Here is a 21986-nt window from a genome sequence, read left to right as displayed (position 1 = left end):
ATCTTAGACCAAAAAATTCCTCATTACTTAGCAATAATCATTCGCTGCTCCCATCTCTTGCAAGAGGGAGCAATACCTAATTAAACATTTTCAACTTCAACAATAACTGGTTCATTTTCAATAACTGGTTCATTTTCAATAACTGGTTCATTTTCAATAACTGGTTCATTTTCAATAACTGGTTCATTTTCAATAACAACTGTTTGAGGACTTTCAGGAGTTGGCTCAGTTACCGTTTCTTCCTGTTTTACTGTCTGTTCTTGATGGTCAGTCAAGTATTTTTTAGTTTTTAATTTCAGGTCATCAGTCAGAGGTAAAGCATCAATTTCAGACAAAAGTGTTTCCAGGGATTCTTGTTTACTTCGCTCGGCGTAAAAAGCATTCAGAACTGCTTCAATTCCGTACTGAGCAATCGCATCTCCTAGGACAGTAACCAACCCCATCGCTCCAATACCCAGAAAAACTACAAAGGGTTGTCCGAGGGTCAGAATTAGCACGATGACAGCAATAATAGCCGAAGCTAAATAAGTACCTGCCACTTTTTTGATAATGTTATCGAGTTCCATAAAAATCACCTCAAATTTCTAGCGAAGGATTAGTTTAATTCTAAAGCAAGGTTAATCTGTCTGTTGATCGTCGTCAAGTAAAGCTTGAAGAAAAGGTTCAAGACTTTTGGGACGATAATCGGAAAAAGCCTTTAATCGTTTTACCACACTGTGATGAACAGTGACAACTTTTGTATTGAAATATCGCCATTGCTCACCTCCCAATAATCCCTTAACCGTATTATCGAACTTGATGGTCGGGTCTGGTTTAATTTGGAATTCCTCGGATTCAGAGGTGGTTGAGTCAAACTCTAATCCCAATTTTTTGGCTTGATTAATCATCCATTGTAAGGGGTAATCGGAAAGTCCTTGATATTCTTTTTTGCCACCACCTAGACAGGTATGTTCACCCACAAATAAAACTTCTTTAACAACTTGTTCGGGATTTTCTGGATTGGCTTTTATCGGAGTGGAAGGAAAGTTTTTCCGTTTTTCATCAATGGCAACAGCATGAAAAGCATTCTGGATAATCGGACTTAATTTTGTATTACTAAATTCATATTTTTTATGATAAAACTTAGCCAGGGGAAACCAAGGAGTTAAATCAGGAATACCAAAACTACCAACTGTATCCCAACAACCTAACATCTTAACTGGAATACGATCTTGAAAATCTTCCTTTTCTGTCTCAATTTTTTTAGCATTAGCGGCACGGAATTGTTGAGCTTTGGCACTATCGGAACTAACGGTGTGGTCTCGATAGAGTTGATAAGCTAGGGGAATTTCTTTAATCTTAGAGCGTTTTAGGATTCCACATTTATCGATAAAACTAGCCAAACAACGAACGATATATGCTCCTCGACTAAAACCTAACAAATAAATTTCATCCTCGGTTGTGGGATTGTAGTTAAGGACGAGAAAACGATAGGCATCTTGAATCATCCGATCAAGGCCCCAGCCAAAAGTTTCATTCCCTAAACTTTTAATAAATTCGTTATCTTCGGGGGTGCCAGAACCTGACAAAAAGACGATTTGGGGGGTTTGATCCTCGGCAATATACTTAATAGATTCGGCGAATTTAACCACATTGGTGGGATAGGCACTGGTAGAGTCTTCCCAAGAACCATCACAACAAATAATTAACCGTTTTTTCTGGCTTGAATAAGTGAGGATATCCGGTTGAGAAATTGCAGTTTCAGTAATCTCCTCAATTTCATTGCTGGCAAGAGCCGCTTCTTCGGCAATTATAATTGATTCTGAATTATCTTCGCGGGAAGGTTCTTGATTTTCTGCTGGAGCATCCTGTTCAACCACTTCTTCTTCTTCAAGGGAGTTAAAAATTGCGTTGACCATTGTTATCCTTTTCGCACTCCTTCTAGCTTTACTGCTAGTCTGAGTTTTTGATTTAGGGATCGAGGTCGGTTTAGAGGGAAGACTATCTAGTTGCCAGGTTGTCCCATAAAGAATACCATGATTGCTATAACTTGTTTGATCCTCTGCATTGCCATTGAGTGATAAATAAGTGACTAGGCCAAGGTCATCAACCCCGGGAGATTGATACATCGTTTTTTGGATTTCTTCTTGGCTACGCGCTTGATTCCAAAGAGAAAATTCGGCGAGACAACCTTGCCAATAATGGGAGAGATTAACAGAGGCTCCCAAGATGATTTTTTCAATCCCCGTTAAGGCACGGTTATGACCGTTGCCACGATGCCAAATGATCCCATTGCGATAGATCAACATTCGGCCTGTGGTCGCATTTTTGACAAAGGCCCAATGAGTCCAATCACTATAATCCTTAAGCTTGACTTTTTTTTCAATTCGATCAAAACCTTCTTCATTTCCCGCATCCCAAAAAATAGCAGGTTTCACGGGATCGCCCCAAGGCAGGGTAATGTGTAGAACGCGGTTATTTTCCCGATTAACAGCTTCTAAAAGAGTCGTTTCTGTAGCTAAATTATTTTCCCCTTTTGCCCAAAATGTAATGGTAATACTCTGATCAATATCGAGAAATCCGTGGGATAGATCCATGTGATCATCGATGCCATTAAATTTTAGTACAGAGCGTTGTTCAGCCATTGGTTTTGTCATCGACTGGGGGAAAAAGAGGGAATGCTACCGCCTAGTTTAACACATTTTAGTTGTCTAGCGATATATATAAATAAATGTGTAAGTAGATGGGCGTAAAAAACTCTAAGCTCCCCCCGCCTGTCGGCACCCCCCTTATTAAGGGGGGCAGGGGGGATCGAGTGCAAAACCTATCTTCTATTTAATTGCAAACAGCTACTTAGGAGTCAACGACTAATATTCCAGAGCCGGCACTTGCTGGGGCCAGAAACTCAGAGGAGTTGACCCCAATCCCTATCGCCATCAATAGGCTTTGGTGGGATGCTCATGGCTGCCTGACATCCCTCCCCGGGCTGGTCATCAGCAAACCCTAGGTACTTATTGTAACTCTAACCAAATTCCTCGGCAGCGCTCTACAATTAGTCCCTGAAAAATTAATTGGGTTGCGGGATGAATCTCTACTTTATACAGAGCAAAAAGACCTGTTGGACTATTTAGATTTAACTCCCTTCGCGTTAGAGATAAGGCTTTTGTTCGGTGCATTTCCACCGCTTTTAGTAAGCCTGGATAACTGACATTACGCAGGGCCAATTGACCATTTTTTGTGAGATAAATGGCATCATTTTGCAAGAGATATTCCAAACTGATCAAACTAGCATGGACATCCACATCTTTTTCTAAACCCCCTAAACGGTGAGCATCTAAACCAAAGCGAATGCAGAAATTAACAGCGACTAATTTTCCCGCTTCTTCGGCAGGTAAAGCACAGTCGGCAAATTCAAAGCCTAAACTATCTGAGCGCCACTCCTCGACTCCGGCATAGGTATAGTTTTGAAACAGTTTATTTTTGAGTTTTAAGTCAAATCCTAACCCACTAGCATGACCCGCTTCATGGAATTGGGTATCGAGATGACGATAGCGTTCACCATTAATTTGATCCTCCAGGGGTCCTAATAGCAAATCGGCCGTTTCTGGCTCAAAAATTTTTCGGATACATTCGTAGCTAGAGCCAGAAAAGCGTCTTTTTTGCTCACTGGCATTATTTAAAGCTGGCCCCTGAACACTATTGGGAAAAGTCCACCTATGGGGAACGATAAAAGCCTCCCCCTTTTCACCTTTAATCGTGCCACAACTGGCAATTTCAGTAAAGGATAAATTTCTAGGAATCGGTTGTCTTAGACTGCCAAATTTTTCACGAGTCAAGCTTTCTAGTTGTTCGATAGAAGGTTGACTATTTTGGTGAATTTTTCCGTAAATCGCACTCAAAGTGAGTTGTCGTTCTCCCTGACGATTGATGCGATAGGGAGCAATCATGAGAAAATAACCATTTTTACCGATAAAATTCAGATTAATGAAATCTTCTGATAAAATGCTCCAGTCGTTGGTTTCTAAAGCCTCTGCTGTTTTCCACAGCCACTGAGCCGGAATTTCACAGCCATCTGCTTCCTGTTGACGCAGTTTTTTCGCCGCAATTGCAATTTTATTTTGCTCGATATCTTGGACGATTTCTTGGAACAACTGTTGTTGATTGACCAGGGTTTGATTCATTTTTTGGGTAGCTAAGTTGGTGTAATGGTTTAACGTTGTTTTTTGACCGGTCTCTCATCGGCTAAACTCTTAGCCATTTTAAGATTTTAGGGTCTTTGTCATAGCGATAGGTCAGTCCATCTTTCCCCGTAATTGATTTTCCCTGACTGGCTTTGCTTCTGATGCTACTAAGGGAATAGTCGCTTAATTCCTTCATTTGTGCATGGGAAAGTCCCTCTTCGACTTCTGTTAAGATTGTTGTCGTTGGCGATTCGGGGGGGGGTTCCCCGGCAGAATTGATTTTAGGATTGACTTCGGTTTCCTGATTCGCTAAATCTTCGAGCCTATCTTGAGAATTATCGACAGAAATATTAATAATTTCTTTCACTTTTTGTCGGCGATATTCCTCTACTGTAAGCAGTTGCCAATGGGAATTACTAGAGAGTTCTAAAACCCATTGATGATAGTTAAAGAGACTTTCCCGATGTCCGACACTAATAAAAGTTGTGTGAGTTTTCTGCAATTGCCGATATAAATTTTCCTCATTGTTTAAGTCCAAAGCACTTGTGGCTTCATCGAGGATAGTAAAACTGGGACGGGTAATTAAGACCCTGGCAAAAGCCAAACGTTGTTGTTCTCCCAGGGACAAAATGTTTTCCCAAGGCTCTTCTGTATCAAAGCTATCGACTCGATTTAGTAAATTTTGGAGATTGACTTCTTGCAAAACTTCCCTTAATTTTATCTCATTGGTTTCTTGATTGCGATTGGGATAAAGTAACTGTTCTCGCAAGGTTCCTAATATTATATAGGGACGTTGGGGCAGAAACAATACTTCTTCTAGGGGGGGACGCACTAATCGGCCGGTTCCTGCATTCCATAAACCGGCGATAGCGCGTAGCAAAGAACTTTTACCCCGACCACTCGGCCCGACAATTAATAAACCTTGTCCAGGCTGAACAGAAAGGGAGAGGTTTTCGACAATTACCTGTTCATAATCGGGAGTTTGCAAGGTGACATCTTCAAAGGAAAATTGGGTTTCTTCGATAGTTGTAATCGTGCTTAAATTTTCTGGTTGTTTAATGACTTCTTCTAAGGCTTGGGAAAATTGCGATAGACGTTCAACATAACTGCTAAATTGTGCCGAAGTGCCAAATTCACTAATTAATTCCGCCAGCGCCGTAGCAAACAAATTAGCCGCTAAACAGGCTTGCCCGACCTGTCCGAAACTAATGCCCTCACTATTGATATACAAAGGACCCAAAATGACAAAAGTAAATACTTGAATTGCCGCCTGATAGCCCCGACTAAAAATTTCTGTGCCTCTCTCCCAATCAATTTTACGTTTAGCGCTGTCTAAGAGTTTATTAAATCGCCGCTGAATAATATTTAATTCCTGATTTTCTCCCTCAAAGAAAGCGATTGACTCCGCATGATTACGAATGTGGGTTAGAGCATAATTGTAGTTAGCCTTAAGTTCTAATTCTTCTTGAGTAATTTTATTTAAAGCTTGGTTAAAATAGATAGCAATGACGTTACCGAGAATTGTCCAAACGACTAAAATAATGGCGACAGAGGAAGAAATTGACCAGAGAATCACTAAAAAAGTGATCATATCTAGGACATTTTCTAGGGCAACGGCAAAAAAGGAGAGAGCTTTACTGGTAATCGGCTCAATTTCCTGGGATAAACGCTGATCTGGGTTGTCGATATCGGATTTAAAATTAATTCTGTAATAGGCGCGATTATGCAAATATTTGTTGAGAATCCAGTCATTGAGCCAAGCATACCAATCCAGGGCGATTCTTTTCCTGAGAAATTTAAGCAAGCCAACCAAAAGGGTGATAAAGAGCAGTCCAACCGCAAAAACTACCAAAGTTTTGACAAATTTATCAAAATCACTTTTTTCAAGAATGACATCAACTAAGTAATTACTAACAAAGCTATTGAAGGCATTTAATCCCACAACTACTAGGATTACCCCGATTAGTAGGATGAGCATTGCCCAAGCTTGAATCACATCGGCAAAAGTCCTTCCCCCCGACTCGGTAGGATACCAATAGGGAGCAGCGATCAGCTTGACACTGTGCCAAAATTTGCTGACATCGGAGATAATATTAGTCGTCGATCGATCTTGAGGGACTTTGGCGGACATATAGCATTTATATTTGAGTTGTGGACATTTTGCTGGAATGATTTTAGATTTTGGCTGGATTGGCGGAGTAGAAGGCAATTGGCGAAAATATAAAGCTCCCCGACAATTTTAAGGTTATTGTGCTTGAGTTGTGGTAACATACTCCCGTCGCTTTATCTGTCAGCATAGAGCGATGGCTTTCTCAGCCCCCCTGCTACTGCTTTTTTAACCCTCGTTATCTTACTACAAGTAACCGTTGTTTTGATAGCTAAAGCTAGTGAGCGCTTCTCAGACTACCACATATTACCGAATTTCGTTGACCATGACAAATTTTCTTTTCTCTTCCATGACAAATTTCCTTTCCTATGATAGGATGTCAGGACACAAGGGACGGCTATGACCTGCTTGTCTGACTTGCTCGCCTTAGCTTCTTTTTTTGCTTTTCTCAACTTTGTCTTTCTGTCGCCTTTAACAGACTAACCCATGCCAGTAATACCAGCCTTTGCTAATCAGAAAATAGAGTTTACAGATATACTATATATTCCCTATTATGTCGGTGAACAAGTTAAACTTTTGCGCCAACGCTATTTTGGCAATGTTGTCTTTATTCATATTAATAAGACAGGTGGCAGAAGTATTGAGAAATCTCTAAATTTACCTTTTGAGCATAAAACTGCTTTAGAAAAAATTGACGAAATGGGCAAACAAAGGTGGGAGCGAGTATATAAATTTACAAGTGTTAGAAATCCTTGGGACAAAGTTATTTCTCACTTTCATTATCGTGTTGAAACCAATCAGACAAATTTAAGGACAAAACCAATAAAATTTAAAGAGTGGGTTAAGTTGACCTACGGGAATAAAGATCCTTTGTATTATGACATCCCTAAAATGTTTATGCCTCAGTTGGATTGGATTACAGATCATGAAGGGAAAATTTTAGTAGATTTTATCTGCCGTTTTGAAAATCTTAATAACGACTTCAGTGTCCTATGTGAAAAACTTGGTATAAATGCGACTTTACCTCATATTAATTCCTCAAAACATGGCAACTACCGTGAATATTACGATGATGATACTATTGAGATTATCGCAAAATACTTTAGCAGAGATATAGAGAAATTTGGCTATAAATTTTGATATATTGGATTAACTAGGAAAACCGTTTGAAGATAAAATCAGATAGACTTCGTATTGTCGCTGCCAACAGAGTAACCCATGCCAATAATGAAAGCACTTGCTAATCATAAAATCGTTATTACAGCTACATTTACCAGTGAACCAGTGGAGGATTCCCTGTCATATTGGCTCAAAAAAATAGGATTTCCTTATTCAATAGAATTTGCTCAGTACAATCAAGTCTTTCAAGAATTACTCAATCCTGCTAGTCTTTTAGCGACTAATCAAAATGGGGTTAATGTGATTCTGGTTAGGTTTGAAGACTGGGAAGGAAGTAAAAACAAGGCCGAATTGACCTTAGAGCAAACCCTTAGAGACTTTGGTAATGCCTTGAAAACGGCGACAATGCGCTCACCAATTCCCTATTTAGTCTGTGTCTGTCCCCCCTCTCCAACCCATGATACAACGTTCAATAGTTTACATGAGAAATTACAAGAACAATTAGACCGTGATCTCCAGAATATCCCTAGCATATATCTAATTAAAAGTCAAGCATTACTCAAGACTTATCCTGTACAAGAGTATTATGATCCTTATGGAGAAGAACTAGGAAATATTCCCTATACCTTGGCTTTTTTTGCGGCTTTGGGGACAATATTAGCGCGAAAAATCTTAGCCTTGATAAACTCTCCTTACAAAGTGATTGTCCTTGACTGCGACAATACATTATGGCATGGGGTTTGTGGAGAAGATGGAGTTAAGGGAGTGAAAATTGATGCTCCATTTCGAGCTTTACAAGAATTTATCATCGCACAGCAAGCAGCAGGAAAGTTAATCTGTTTATCTAGTAAGAATCAACCAGAGGATGTCTTTGCCATTTTTGAAAGACATCCCGATATGTTGCTTAAGGAAAATCATTTAGTAAATTGGCGCATTAACTGGCAAGAAAAATCTCAGAATTTGCAATCCTTAGCGGAGGAATTACAACTAGGATTAGATAGCTTTATTTTTATTGATGATAATCCGGTTGAGTGTGCGGAAGTTAGAGCAAACTGTCCAGAAGTTTTGACATTACAACTTCCTGAAAATTGCGATCATATTCCAAAATTTTTAGAACATATTTGGGCTTTTGATCAACTCAAAACCACTCAAGAAGACCGACAAAGAACTAATCTTTATCAACAGAATATTCAGCGTCAGAATTTACAAAAATATTCCCTTTCTTTTGAGGATTTTCTCGGCCAACTCAACTTAGAAATAGAGATTTCCCCGATGCAAACGGAGGAATTGACGCGAGTTGCCCAACTTACTCAACGTACTAACCAATTTAACTTAACAACTATCCGACGCTCAGAATCCCAAATTCAAAAACTTTGTGGTCTAGGGGAATTAGACTGTCGAGTGGTTAAAGTAAAAGATCGTTTTGGGGATTATGGTTTAGTTGGTTTGCTATTATTTACTGCTCAAGAAAAATCCCTGATTGTCGATACATTTTTGCTCAGTTGTCGAGTATTGGGTCGCGGTGTAGAACATAAAATGTTAGCTTATTTGGGTACAATTGCTCAACAAAAAGGGTTAGAACAACTCAAACTTATTTATAAACCTACCCCCAAAAATCAACCAATTTGGGATTTTTTAAGGACTGTTGGTCAAGAATTTCAGCAGGAAAAAGAGGAGAGATATTTATTTAATTTTCCTAGTTATATTGCGTCTAAAGTTAATTTCACTCCTCTCGGTGATGAACATAAAATAGCTACTAAAAATTCATCTAAAACAGTTAAGAGAATTATCCGATCAGAGTTTTTTGAAGAGATTGGAAATAACTTATATGATGCTCAACTAATTCTGCGAACAATTAATTCTCAAAACCAGCGTCAACGGACTCAGTTAGACACAGAATTTATTGCTCCTCGTACTCCTCTAGAAAAAGTGATTGCTTCTCTATTCGCAGAAGTCCTTAAACTTGACAGAGTGGGGAGAGATGACGATTTTTTTGAGCTTGGTGGTGATTCAATTCGGGGAGCAATTCTAATTAATAAACTGCAAGCACAACTAAACGAAATTATTCACTTTATTGTTTTATTTGACAGAAAGACTGTTAAGGAATTAGCCGGATATATAGAGGAACATTATCCAAAAGCAGTTACCAAAATACTAGGTAAAGAAAGAACCGAAATTAACAACCTACCACAGGAGCGCATTGCTGAAGCTAAAGTGTTACAAATGCGCTCCCTAATTCCTGCTCTTAGCAGCCCAATAGATGATGACAATAGCAAAAATCCACCAGCTATATTTATCCTTTCTCCTTATCGTAGCGGTTCCACCTTACTCCGCGTTATCTTAGGAGGAAATCCACAGCTTTTTGCACCTCCAGAATTGGAGCTACTAGGGTTTAATATTCTTAGGGAAAGAAAGGCGAAATTTTCTGGCCGTTACAAATTCTGGATGGAAGGAACAGTTCGCACCATCATGGAAATTAAGGGGTGTAATGCTGAAAAAGCGATCGCAATTATGGAAGAATTAGAAGAGAAAAATCTGACTAGCAAACAGTTTTACCGTCTTCTACAGGGATGGTTGGGAGATAAAATCTTAGTGGATAAAACTCCATCCTATTCTCTAGATTTAGAAACTCTAAAACGAGCAGAAATAAATTTTGATAACCCTCTATATATTCATCTGGTGCGTCATCCTTTAGGAATGATTCACTCTTATGAAGAAGCTAAAATTGAGCAAATATTTCCCTATCAAAATCCTTTCAATGATCGAGAACTTGCCGAACTCATTTGGCTGATTAGCCATCAAAATATCTGCGAATTTCTACAACAAGTTTCTCCCCAACGTCAGTATCAAGTTAAATTTGAAGACATCGTTAAGCAGCCACAGAAAACCCTAGAGAGTTTATGTCAGTTTTTAGGAGTAGAATTTAATCCTGATATGCTGCAACCCTACCAAGAGAAAAAGCATCGCATGACTGACGGTATTTATGCCGAATCTAGAATGCTAGGAGATGTAAAATTTCATCAACATCAAAGCATTAATCCTAACACCATTGAGCAATGGAAAGATTACTACAACACTGACTTTTTAGGTAATGTAACTTGGCAACTAGCAGAGTCTTTTGGCTATCCGAAAAATAACAATAATATTCCTCAAATTAGTCGAAAAAATCCCGCCGAACCTCAGACTTTCCCGGTTTCTTTTGCTCAACAGCGACTATGGATTTTAGCGCAATTAGAACCAGACAGCTCTTTTTACAATATGTTTAAAGCGGTTCATCTTCAGGGACGCATAAATATAGAAATTTTAGAACTTAGTCTTAACGAAATTGTCCGTCGTCACGAAATTCTACGCACTAATTTTAAGGAAGTAGCAGAAACTCCAGTACAGGTAATTGCTCCCCGCGCAACTCTGAAAATTTCGGTTGTGGACCTACAAGGATTATCAGGACAAGAACAGTCACAACAATTACAACTTTTAGCAACTGAGGATCAATTACAACCTTTTGACCTGACTACGGGAATATTGCTAAGAGTCACCTTAGTGCAACTTAAATCAGAATCATCAGCTTTGTTATTGACCATGCACCACATTATTAGTGATGGTTGGTCAATGGGAGTATTGCTCAAAGAATTGTCAAGTTTATATCAAGGATTTTTGCTTGATGATGGTTCTGTTCTCTCAGAATTGCCGATTCAATATGCCGATTTTACAATTTGGCAACGACAATGGTTACAAGGAGAAACTCAAGGTTTTATCACCATCCAAAACCAAATTAATTACTGGAAACAACAGTTAGCCGCAGCCCCTCCTTTGCTAGAATTACCTACGGACAGACCCCGTCCCTCTGTGCAAACTTTCCGAGGTGGATGTTTTTCCTTCCAGTTAGATGCCAAACTGACAGCATCTCTAAAAGAACTCAGCCACAAATCAGCAACTACCCTATTTATGACGTTGATGGCGGCTTATGTTACTCTATTATTCCGCTATAGTGGTCAAGATGATATTCTGGTAGGAACACCGATTGCCAATCGCAACTATCAAGAATTAGAAGGATTAATTGGCTTTTTTGTGAATACCCTAGTGATGCGAACTCGCTTAGAAGGTAATCCCAGTTTTGAAGAATTATTAAGACAAGTGCGTTCTGTTTGTACGAATGCTTATGCTAACCAAGACGTTCCTTTTGAGCAGATTATCGAAACTTTGCAAATAGAGCGCAGTCTTAGTCACAGTCCTTTGTTTCAGGTGATGTTTGTTTTACAAAATGTGGCAATGGAGGAATTAGAAAATCCTGAGTTAAAAATATCGCATCTACCTCTAGATAATGTTAACGCCAAGTTTGATCTCACCTTACAAATGTGGGAAACAAATACAGAAGAAGGCAACTCTCTCCAAGGATTTTGGCAATATAATAAAGATTTATTTGATCAAAATACAATTGCTCGCATGACTGGTCATTTTCAGACATTATTAGAGACAATTGTTACTAATCCGCAAGAGTCGGTAGGAACCTTGCCATTACTAACAAAAAAAGAGCGTCATCAACTGTTAGTAGAATGGAATAATACTGATACACCATACAGTTATACTCAGTGTATTCATCAGTTATTTGAAGAGCAGGTAAAACGGACTCCTGATGCTGTAGCTGTAGTATTTAAAGGTGAAAAATTAACCTATAATGAGTTAAATCATCGAGCTAATCAGTTAGCCCATTATTTGCAATCTTTGGGAGTAAAACCTGATCAATTAGTGGGGATTTGTCTTGAGCGTTCTTTAGAGATGATTGTGGGGTTATTGGGGATATTAAAAGCGGGTGGTGCTTATGTTCCTCTTGACCCAGAATATCCGATTGAACGGTTAAGCTTCATGTTAGAAGATGCTCAATTATCAGTGCTGTTAACGCAACAAAAGCTAGGAGAAACTCTACCCCAACATCAAGCTTCGATTATTTGCTTAGATGCCGACTGGGAAAAAATTGCTGAAAACAGCCATTCAAATCCAGAAAACACCGTCACTCCAGATAACTTAGCTTATGTTATTTACACTTCCGGTTCCACAGGTAAACCGAAAGGGGTGTTAGTCAATCACTCCAATGTCGTGCGATTATTTGCCGCTACAGATGCTTGGTATAATTTTAGTAGTCAAGATGTCTGGACTCTATTTCATTCCTACGCTTTTGACTTTTCGGTGTGGGAAATGTGGGGAGCTTTGTTATATGGTGGACGCTTGGTAGTTGTCCCCTACTTAATAACTCGTTCCCCCGAAGCATTTTATCAGCTATTATGTCAAGAAAAAGTAACAATTCTTAATCAAACTCCTACCGCTTTCCGTCAGTTAATTCAAGCTGAAGAATCCTTAAAAGGAAGTTTTCCCCCCTTATCAAGGGGGCTTAGGGGGGATCGTTCATCGACAACAGATAACGATTTAAGCTTACGTTTAGTTATTTTTGGAGGAGAAGCTTTAGAAATTAACAGCTTACAACCTTGGTTTCAGCGCCATGGCGACCAATGCCCCCAATTAATTAATATGTACGGAATTACAGAAACTACCGTTCATGTCACCTATCGACCATTAAGTATGACCGACTTGGATAGTACAGCTAGTGTGATTGGTCGTCCCATTCCCGACTTACAGGTATATTTACTAGACCAACATTTACAACTTGTACCGGTTGGTGTACCCGGGGAGATGTATGTGGGAGGTGCAGGAGTAACAAAAGGTTATCTCAATCGTCCTGAATTAACAACAGAAAGGTTTATTTCTAGTCCTTTTGAGAAGGATGAAGTGATCCCCCCAAACCCCCTTAATAAGGGGGGCAATGAGCCGTCAAAATTATATAAAACGGGAGATTTAGCCCGTTATTTACCCAAGGGAGAATTAGAATATTTAGGACGCATTGACAATCAGGTTAAGATTCGGGGTTTTCGGATTGAGTTGGGGGAAATCGAAGCATTATTAGCATCTCATCCCCAGATTTGGGAAACAGTAGTAATAGTGAGGGATGATACCACAGGAGATAAACGTCTTGTGGCCTACATTGTGCCACAATCGGAAAAAACGATTACCATTAACGAAATACGGCAATTCCTGAAAGCTCAATTACCCGGTTACATGATACCTAATGCTTTCGTTATTTTAGATGCCTTACCCCTTACTGCTAATGGAAAAATAGATCGTCGTGCTTTACCCCCACCAGAATCTAGTAGTGAACCATCAGACAAATATGTTGCTCCGCGTACCCCGATCGAGGATATATTAGTAACTGTTTGGTCAGAAGTGCTAAAAGTCGAGAAAGTGGGTATAAATGATAACTTCTTTGAACTGGGAGGCCATTCCCTACTAGCCACTAAATTAGTAGCACAGATACGTGATCGCTTGAAAGTTGAACTTCCCCTACGTCAGTTATTCAACTCGGCCACACTAGCAGAATTAGCCCAAGGGATTGAACAGTTAAAACAGGAAAAATCCGATACCATCGTTCCAGCAATTTTACCAAGAAAAAGAAAATGAATTTTGAAGAATTACCCCTATCTTATGCCCAACAGCGTTTATGGTTCTTAGATCAATTAGAACCAAACAGTCCCTTTTATAATATTTCCCTGGCCTTGCATTTAGCAGGAAATCTCCAGGTAGATGTCCTCGAAAAAAGCCTACAAGAAATTATTCAGCGCCATGAGTCCCTCCGCACAAATTTCGCCACTATTGAGGGAAATCCTGTACAAGTAATTAAACCAGAAAGTAATTGGCAATTAACGCTTGTCAATGGGAAAGACAGCCCAAAATATCGAGAAGAGCAGGAAATAAAAAAATGGCTAGAAATTGGCAGCCATCAACCTTTTGATTTAGCCAATGACTCCCTAATTAGAGCCACCCTACTCAAGTTATCAGACACAGAACATTTTTTGCTGATTTGTCTGCACCATATTGTCTCTGATGGTTGGTCAATGGGGGTATTTATTCAGGAATTGACAACCCTTTATAATGCCTATACTAAAGGTTTAGAACCTCTTTTACAAGAGTTACCAATCCAGTACGCAGATTTTGCAATTTGGCAAAGGGAATATTTGCAGGGAGAAATCCGACAAAATCAGTTAAATTACTGGCAAAAACAGTTAGCAGCAGCACCCGCTTTATTACATCTACCTACCGATTATCCCCGTCCTCTAGAACAAAGTTTTCAGGGAGATCGCATAAAATGTATCCTTTCTCCAGAACTTAGTCAAGGCTTAAATAAGCTGAGTCGGGAAAAAGGTGTCACCTTATTTATGACCCTCTTGACCGCATTTAAGGTTTTACTCTATCGTTACACAGGACAAACAGACATTTTAGTCGGTACTCCCATCGCTAACCGTACTCGTAGCGAATTAGCTGGGTTAATCGGCTTTTTTGTCAATACCTTAGTCTTAAGAACAGATTTAGCAGGAAATCCCAGTTTTAGCGAGTTATTAAAACAGGTACGAGAAACAGCAACGGATGCTTACGACCATCAAGATTTACCTTTTGAGATGTTAGTAGAGGCCCTACAACCTGAAAGAAATATGAGTTATACTCCTTTATTTCAGGTGATGTTTGGTTTAGATAATGAAATTGTAGATAGCATAGATTTAGAAGGAATAAAAGCCACTCGTCAGCCTTTAGAATTTAAGACAGCTAAGTTTGACTTAAGTTTATCTATACAGGTAAAAGAAGCTGGATTAACTGCGATTTGGGAATATAATACAGATCTGTTTGATAAAAGCACAATTGAGCGACTATCAGAGCATTTTGTTAACCTATTAACTGGGATCATTGCTAATCCAGAACAAGTAATTGGTCAATTACCTTTACTAACAAAAAGCGAGACTAATCAGTTATTATTTGATTGGAATCAGACTAAAATTGACTACAAAAATGATTTGTGTCTGCATCAGTTGTTTGAACGACAAGTAAAACAGAATCCACAGGCGATCGCTGTTAGACTAGAAGATGAATTTTTAACCTACGAGGAGTTAAACTGTAAGGCTAATCAGTTAGCCCATTACCTACAATCTTTAGGGGTAAAATCCGAGAGTTTAGTCGGGATTTTTGTTGAACGTTCCCTAGAGATGATTATCGGAATCCTGGGAATACTTAAAGCAGGGGGAGCTTACGTTCCTTTAGATATTAATTATCCAAAAGAGCGAATTACCTATATTCTTGAAGATACTCAACTTAGTATTCTCCTGACTCAATCACAACTTCTGGAACAATTACCAGCATTTCAAGGAACAACCATCTGTTTAGACCAAGACTGGTCAACAATTGCCAAACAGAGTACAGTTAACCCTTTGGTAGCAGTTGAGCAGCACAATTTAGCCTATATTATCTACACCTCTGGCTCAACAGGTCAACCCAAAGGGGTAATGATTGAACATCGCTCAGTAGTCAACTATATCCTGACTACTATTCGAGAGTATGGTATTACCTCAGAGGATCAAATTCTGCAATTTTCTTCTATCTGCTTTGATCCTTCCGTTGAAGAAATCTTTGTTAGTTTGTTATCGGGTGCGACCTTGGTATTGCGAACAGAAGAGATGTTGCGCTCTAGTGAGTATTTTTGGCAATGTTGTCAAAAATGGCAATTAACGGTTTTAAGTTTTCCTACTGCCTATTGGCATCAATTAGCCGCTGAATTAACCCTTGATAATCTGCGAATTCTCTCAAATATTAAACTAATTGTCATTGGTGGGGAAGCCATTCAACCCGCAAAGATCCAGCAATGGCAAACAATTACGGGTCAATATTCCCCTCTTCCTCGACTATTAAATGCTTACGGACCAACGGAAGCAACCATTTCGACGACTTTATACCAATTTACTTCACCAACTATAACCAATGTTCCCATTGGGCGACCCATCAGTAATACTCAGGTTTATATTCTTGATGCTTTCTTACAACCTGTTCCTGTGGGGGTAGCTGGAGAATTACATATTGGCGGTGTCAGGTTAGCCCGGGGTTATCTCAATCGTCCCGAATTAACCCAAGAAAAATTTATCCCTAATTCTTTTGAGAAGGATGAAGTGATCCCCCCAACCCCCCTTAATAAGGGGGGCAATGAGCCGTCAAAATTATATAAAACGGGAGATTTATGTCGGTATTTACCCGATGGCAATATTGAGTATTTAGGACGGATTGACAATCAAGTAAAAATTCGCGGTTTCCGCATTGAATTGGGAGAAATTGAAACCGTTCTTAGTCAGCACAGTGGGGTAAAAACGGCTGTTGTTATTGCCCAAGAAGATGAGACAAATCAGAAACGTTTAGTCGCCTATATTATTCCCCAAATAGAGATTATTTCCGCCCCAAAAGAGGAAAATTCGCTTAATGTTACTGAACTGCGGCAATTCCTGAAAGCCAAGTTACCAGAGTATATGATTCCTAGTGCCTTTGTCATTTTGGAATCCCTACCCTTAACGCCCAATGGTAAGATCGATCATCGTGCTTTACCGTCCCCCGAATTCCAAAGCCAAGAGCAGTATATCGCGCCGCGTAACCCCATTGAGGAGATATTATCCTCGATTTGGGCAAAAGTGCTAAAAGTTGCACAGGTGGGAATTCACGACAACTTCTTTGAGTTGGGTGGACATTCATTATTAGCAACGCAACTAATTTCGCGCATCCGTGAGGCTTTTCAGGTAGAAATGCCCTTACGCGAGTTATTTGTTGCACCGACAATCGCCGAATTAGCCCAGGAAATACAACGGATTTCCGAAGGAGAACAACTAACTGAACTGCCGATTTTACCCAGGGACAAAACAGCAGAATTACCCCTATCTTTTGCTCAGACTCGTCTTTGGTTTTTGGCTGAATTTGAGTCGAATAGTTCTTTTTATAATATCCCCCTAGCCTTGCGTTTAGAGGGAACTTTAAACTCAGAAATCTTAATCCAGAGTTTAGAAGAAATTTGCGATCGCCACGAAGCTTTACGCACCAACTTTATTACTGTTGATGGTATCCCTACCCAGGTTATACAAGCACGAACCTGGACAGTTACGGTTGTGGATTTACAGCATTTATCTGGTAGTGAAAAAGTAATTGCGTCTCAAGAGTTAGCACAAAATCAAGCGATTCAACCCTTTGACTTAGCCGGTGAACCCTTAATCAGAATCACTTTAGTGGTGTTATCTGAAACGGAACATCTCTTATTAGTCTGTATGCACCACATTGTCAGTGATGGCTGGTCAATGGGGGTATTTCTTCAGGAACTAACCGCCCTCTATAATGCCTATATTCAGGGTTTATCTTCGCCTCTAAATCCCCTATCTATCCAGTATGGAGATTTTACCCTTTGGCAAAGACAATGGCTGCAGGGAGAGGTATTGCAACAGCAACTAGACTACTGGCAAAAACAGTTAGCCGGCGCACCAGCCCTCCTATCTTTACCAACAGATAGACCTCGACCCAATCAACAAAGTTTTGCTGGGGGACATTTACCCTTTAGCCTTTCTTGGGAATTAACCGAAAAACTGACCCAATTAACCCAGGAACAGGGTGTCACCTTATTTATGACCCTGTTAACCGCTTATGCTGTCTTACTTTACCGTTATACAGAACAGGAAGACATCTTAATTGGTACTCCCATTGCTAACCGTAATCGCGGTGAACTTGAAGGTTTAATCGGCTTTTTTGTCAATACTTTGGTTCTGCGAATTGACTTGTCAGGTAAGCCCAATTTTAATCAGTTATTGGGTCGAGTACGGGAAATGGCAATGGATGCCTATGCTCATCAGGATTTGCCCTTTGAAATGTTAGTAGAAGTCCTACAACCTGAACGAGATTTAAGTCACGCGCCTTTATTTCAAGTGGATTTTCTGCTGCAAAATAGTCCCCCGTCTCCCTTAGAACTAACAGGATTAACCGCCACTCCCCTCACCACAGAAAATGAGACGGCCAAATTTGATCTAACCCTGGCGATGGAGAATACAGGTGCAGAATTAAAAGGGGTATGGGAATATAATACCGATTTATTTGATCGCAGCACCATTGAGCGATTAACAGGGAATTTCATCACCTTGCTAAAAGCATTGGTTGTTAACCCGCAGCAGCCAATTTTCCAACTACCATTATTAACCGAAGTAGAGGCAAAAGAATTATTAGAAGACTGGAATGCTACCGAAAAAGCATATCCTTTCCATCAGTGTATTCATCATTTATTTGAAGAACAAGCAGCACGAACACCGGCTGCAGTAGCAGTGGTCTTTGAAGGTCAAGAATTAACCTATCAAGACTTAAATATTCAGGCGAATCAATTAGCCCATTATCTCCAATTTTTGGGAGTAAATTCAGAAGTTTTAGTTGGTATTTATCTAGAGCGGTCGCTGTTAGTTATTGTCGGATTATTGGCAGTTCTCAAAGCTGGAGGAGCCTATATACCTTTAGATCCAGATTATCCCCAGCAACGGTTGACTTATATGGCAGAAGATGCCCAAATTTCTCTACTGCTAACTCAAGAAAGTTTACTCGATTCTTTGCCAGTAGAAGATGTGGGGGTAATTGTCTTAGATAAATTAGCCGAGATTTTGACAGTTCAAAGTCCAGAAAATCCCTTCAGTGAAGTAGCACCAGAAAATCTACTATGCCTATTATATACATCTGGTTCAACCGGTAAACCTAAAGGAGTGATGTTAACTCACGCGGCCTTAGTTAATCATAGTTGGGGCATTAGTGAAGTATTCGGTTTAACAGAATCTGATCGCGTTTTACAGTTTGCTTCCTTTGGTTTTGATGTCGCCGCCGAAGAAATTTTCCCCACTTGGTTAAAAGGTGGCACAGTGGTTTTAAGACCAGGGCAAATGTTCCCAACTTTGACTGATTTTGCCGATTTTATTGAACAAGAAAGCCTCACCGTTTTAAATATTACCCCTGCCTATTGGCATGAATGGGCAATCGCCGTTTCCCAATCATTAGCTACTGTACCATCCAGTCTGCGGGTTGTGGCCGTGGGAGGGGATGCAGTGTTACCAGAAACCGTCAATATTTGGCGACAAATGGTCGGAAAACGGGTTCAATGTATCAACGTTTATGGCCCCACAGAAGCGTCTGTAACTGCCATAGTTCATGACTTGCTAGATTATCAGTCAGAAAAAATCAATTCGGTGCTGATTGGTCGTCCCATTGCTAACACAAAAGCATACATCTTGGATCAAAATCTGCAACCCGTACCCATTGGAGTTAAGGGAGAATTGCATTTATGCGGTGTTCGTTTAGCGCGGGGTTATCTGAATCGGCCCGAATTGACTGCTGAAAAATTTATTGACAATCCCTTTGCTCATTCACCGTTCAATCATTTGTATAAAACGGGAGATTTAGCGCGTTATTTACCCGATGGTAATATTGAATGTTTTGGACGGATTGACAATCAGGTTAAAATTCGCGGATTCCGTATTGAGTTAGGAGAAATTGAAGCGGTACTTAACCAAAATATTGATGTACAAACATCTTGTGTGATTATTCGGGAAGATACCCCGGGGGATAAATATTTAGTCGCCTACATAGTAGCTCATTACGAACGCATACCGATGATTAGTGAACTGCGTCAGTTTCTGTCCAGTAAATTGCCTTTGTATATGGTTCCTCAAGCTTTTGTTTTTCTGGAATCTTTACCCCTTACTACTAATCGTAAGGTAGATCGTCGCGCTTTACCCGCACCAGATAAAATAGGAAATCGCCGGGATCAATATGTAGCACCACGCAATGGAATTGAAGAGATGTTGGTGCAAATTTGGACAGAAATACTCAAAGTAGAGCAAGTGGGAATTTATGATAATTTCTTTGAAATTGGCGGCCATTCTCTCCTCGCAACTCAATTAGTTTCTCGGATTCGGAGTTTATTTAAAATAGAACTACCTTTGCGGAGTTTATTTGGTGCAGCTACGGTAGCCGAATTAGCGCATCTTATTGGACAATTACAGCAGCAAAATCTCACTCTAACAGTCCCCCCGATTTTACCGAGAACTAAGGATACAGAACTACCTCTATCTTTTGCTCAACAGCGTTTATGGTTTTTAGATCAATTGCAACCAAATAGCGCTTTATACAATATACCGATGGGGTTGCATTTCCGAGGCAACCTCAATCAAAAGGCCTTAGAACAAAGTTTACGAGAAATCTGTGATCGCCATGAAGTATTACGGACTAATTTTGTCACGATTGATGGACAACCGACTCAGGTTATTCAAACAACAAGGGAGACAATATCGGTCGTTGATTTACAAGATTTACCCATCCAGGAGCAAGCAGAAAAAACACAGCAATTAAAGCAAAAACAAGCCACTCAACCCTTTGATTTAGCCAAAGAATCCTTAATCAGAATCACTTTAGTGGTGCTATCGGAGACGGAACATTTCTTATTAGTGTGTATGCACCACATTATTAGTGATGGTTGGTCAATCGAAGTATTTATTCACGAACTGACCAGCTTATATAATGCTTACACTCAAAATCATCCCGCAAATTTAGCTCCTTTACCGATTCAGTATGCAGATTTTGCACTCTGGCAAAAACAATGGTTACAAGGGGATGTCCTGCAAACTCAATTAAATTACTGGCAAAATCAACTAACAGCTGCACCCCCTTTATTATCGCTTCCCACAGACCACCCTCGGCCTGCGGTGCAAAGCTTTGTCGGTACTCAGCAAGAATTTTCCCTTTCCCCCAAACTTAGCCAAGCTTTGACTGAATTGAGTCGCCAACAAGGGGTGACATTATTTATGACGCTGTTGGCTGCTTTTGATGCTTTATTGTATCGTTATACAGGGTCGAGTGATATTTTGGTAGGAACTCCTATCGCTAACCGGAATCGCGGCGAAATTGAGGGTTTAATCGGCTTCTTTGTTAATACTTTAGTGATGCGGACGGATTTATCAGATAATCCGAGTTTTAGTCAGTTATTAACCCGTGTTCGGGAAGTGACAATGGATGCTTACGCGCATCAAGACTTACCCTTTGAAATGTTAGTCGAAGCGTTGCAACCAGAACGGGATTTGAGCCATACTCCCCTATTTCAAGTCGCTTTTGTCCTGCAAAATACACCTAAGTCTGAGATTGCAATGACGGGATTAACGGTGACAGATTTGCCACCGGAAAATACTACAGCTAAATTTGATTTAACCTTAGCTATGGTTAACACCGATGATGGCTTAAAAGGTGTCTGGGAATATAATACTGATTTGTTTGAGAGTAGCACTATTGAGCGATTATCAGGGCATTTTCTCAACTTATTAGGGGGAATTGTAGCCAATCCTCAAGCGCGGATTTCCCAATTACCCCTATTGACAGAAAGCGAGACTAATCAGTTATTAATTGAGTGGAATAATACTCAAGTTGACTATCCTGAGTATAAGTGTATTCATCAGTTATTTGAGGAACAGGTAAAACGCACACCCGACGCGGTAGCAGTGGTATGTTCAGAGCAAAAATTAACCTACAATGAATTAAATTGTCGAGCTAATCAATTAGCCCATTATTTGCGGAAATTAGGAGTAAAACCAGATGAATTAGTGGGGATTTGTCTAGAGCGTTCCTTAGACATGATTGTGGGATTATTGGCTATTCTTAAAGTCGGTGGAGCTTATGTTCCTATTGAC

General features: G+C 39.9%; 7 protein-coding genes. 3 read left to right on the top strand and 4 right to left on the bottom strand.

Annotation, left to right across the window (positions count from 1 at the left end; all coding sequences use genetic code 11):
* Positions 1-80: 80 nt before the first annotated feature.
* The 4 genes from IM462_RS02550 to IM462_RS02535 form a co-directional block, all read right to left on the bottom strand.
* Positions 81-566 (bottom strand): hypothetical protein, encoded by a 486-nt coding sequence (locus tag IM462_RS02550; protein WP_287700012.1) that lies wholly within the window; start codon positions 564-566, stop codon positions 81-83.
* Between the two features lie 51 nt (positions 567-617).
* A complete protein-coding gene (locus IM462_RS02545; RefSeq protein ID WP_287700011.1) occupies positions 618-2624 on the bottom strand; it encodes a phospholipase effector Tle1 domain-containing protein in 2007 nt (668 codons plus the stop codon).
* A gap of 366 nt (positions 2625-2990) precedes the next feature.
* Positions 2991-4160: a DUF6014 family protein gene (locus IM462_RS02540; RefSeq protein ID WP_287700010.1), complete on the bottom strand. Its 1170-nt coding sequence runs from the start codon at positions 4158-4160 to the stop codon at positions 2991-2993.
* Between the two features lie 61 nt (positions 4161-4221).
* The gene (locus IM462_RS02535) at positions 4222-6291 is read right to left on the bottom strand and encodes an ABC transporter ATP-binding protein/permease (RefSeq protein ID WP_287700009.1); all 2070 of its coding nucleotides are present in this window, start codon (positions 6289-6291) and stop codon (positions 4222-4224) included.
* 462 nt (positions 6292-6753) lie between these two features.
* On the opposite strand from IM462_RS02535, the gene IM462_RS02530 reads away from it, so the two are divergent.
* The 3 genes from IM462_RS02530 to IM462_RS02520 all read left to right on the top strand — a co-directional run.
* Positions 6754-7407, top strand: a complete 654-nt coding sequence (locus IM462_RS02530; RefSeq protein WP_287700008.1) for a sulfotransferase family 2 domain-containing protein — start codon at positions 6754-6756, stop codon at positions 7405-7407.
* 87 nt (positions 7408-7494) lie between these two features.
* Positions 7495-13893, top strand: a complete 6399-nt coding sequence (locus IM462_RS02525; protein WP_287700007.1) for a non-ribosomal peptide synthetase — start codon at positions 7495-7497, stop codon at positions 13891-13893.
* Positions 13890-21986 (top strand): non-ribosomal peptide synthetase (locus IM462_RS02520; RefSeq protein WP_287700006.1); only part of this gene is annotated, 8097 nt, incomplete at its 3' end. The genes IM462_RS02525 and IM462_RS02520, both read left to right, overlap by 4 nt.

The sequence above is a fragment of the Microcystis sp. M144S2 genome, assembly GCF_020246065.1.
Taxonomy (GTDB): domain Bacteria; phylum Cyanobacteriota; class Cyanobacteriia; order Cyanobacteriales; family Microcystaceae; genus Microcystis; species Microcystis ichthyoblabe_A.
The sequence above is the reverse complement of the archived record's forward strand: the minus strand, read 5'-3'. Positions and strand labels throughout refer to the sequence as shown.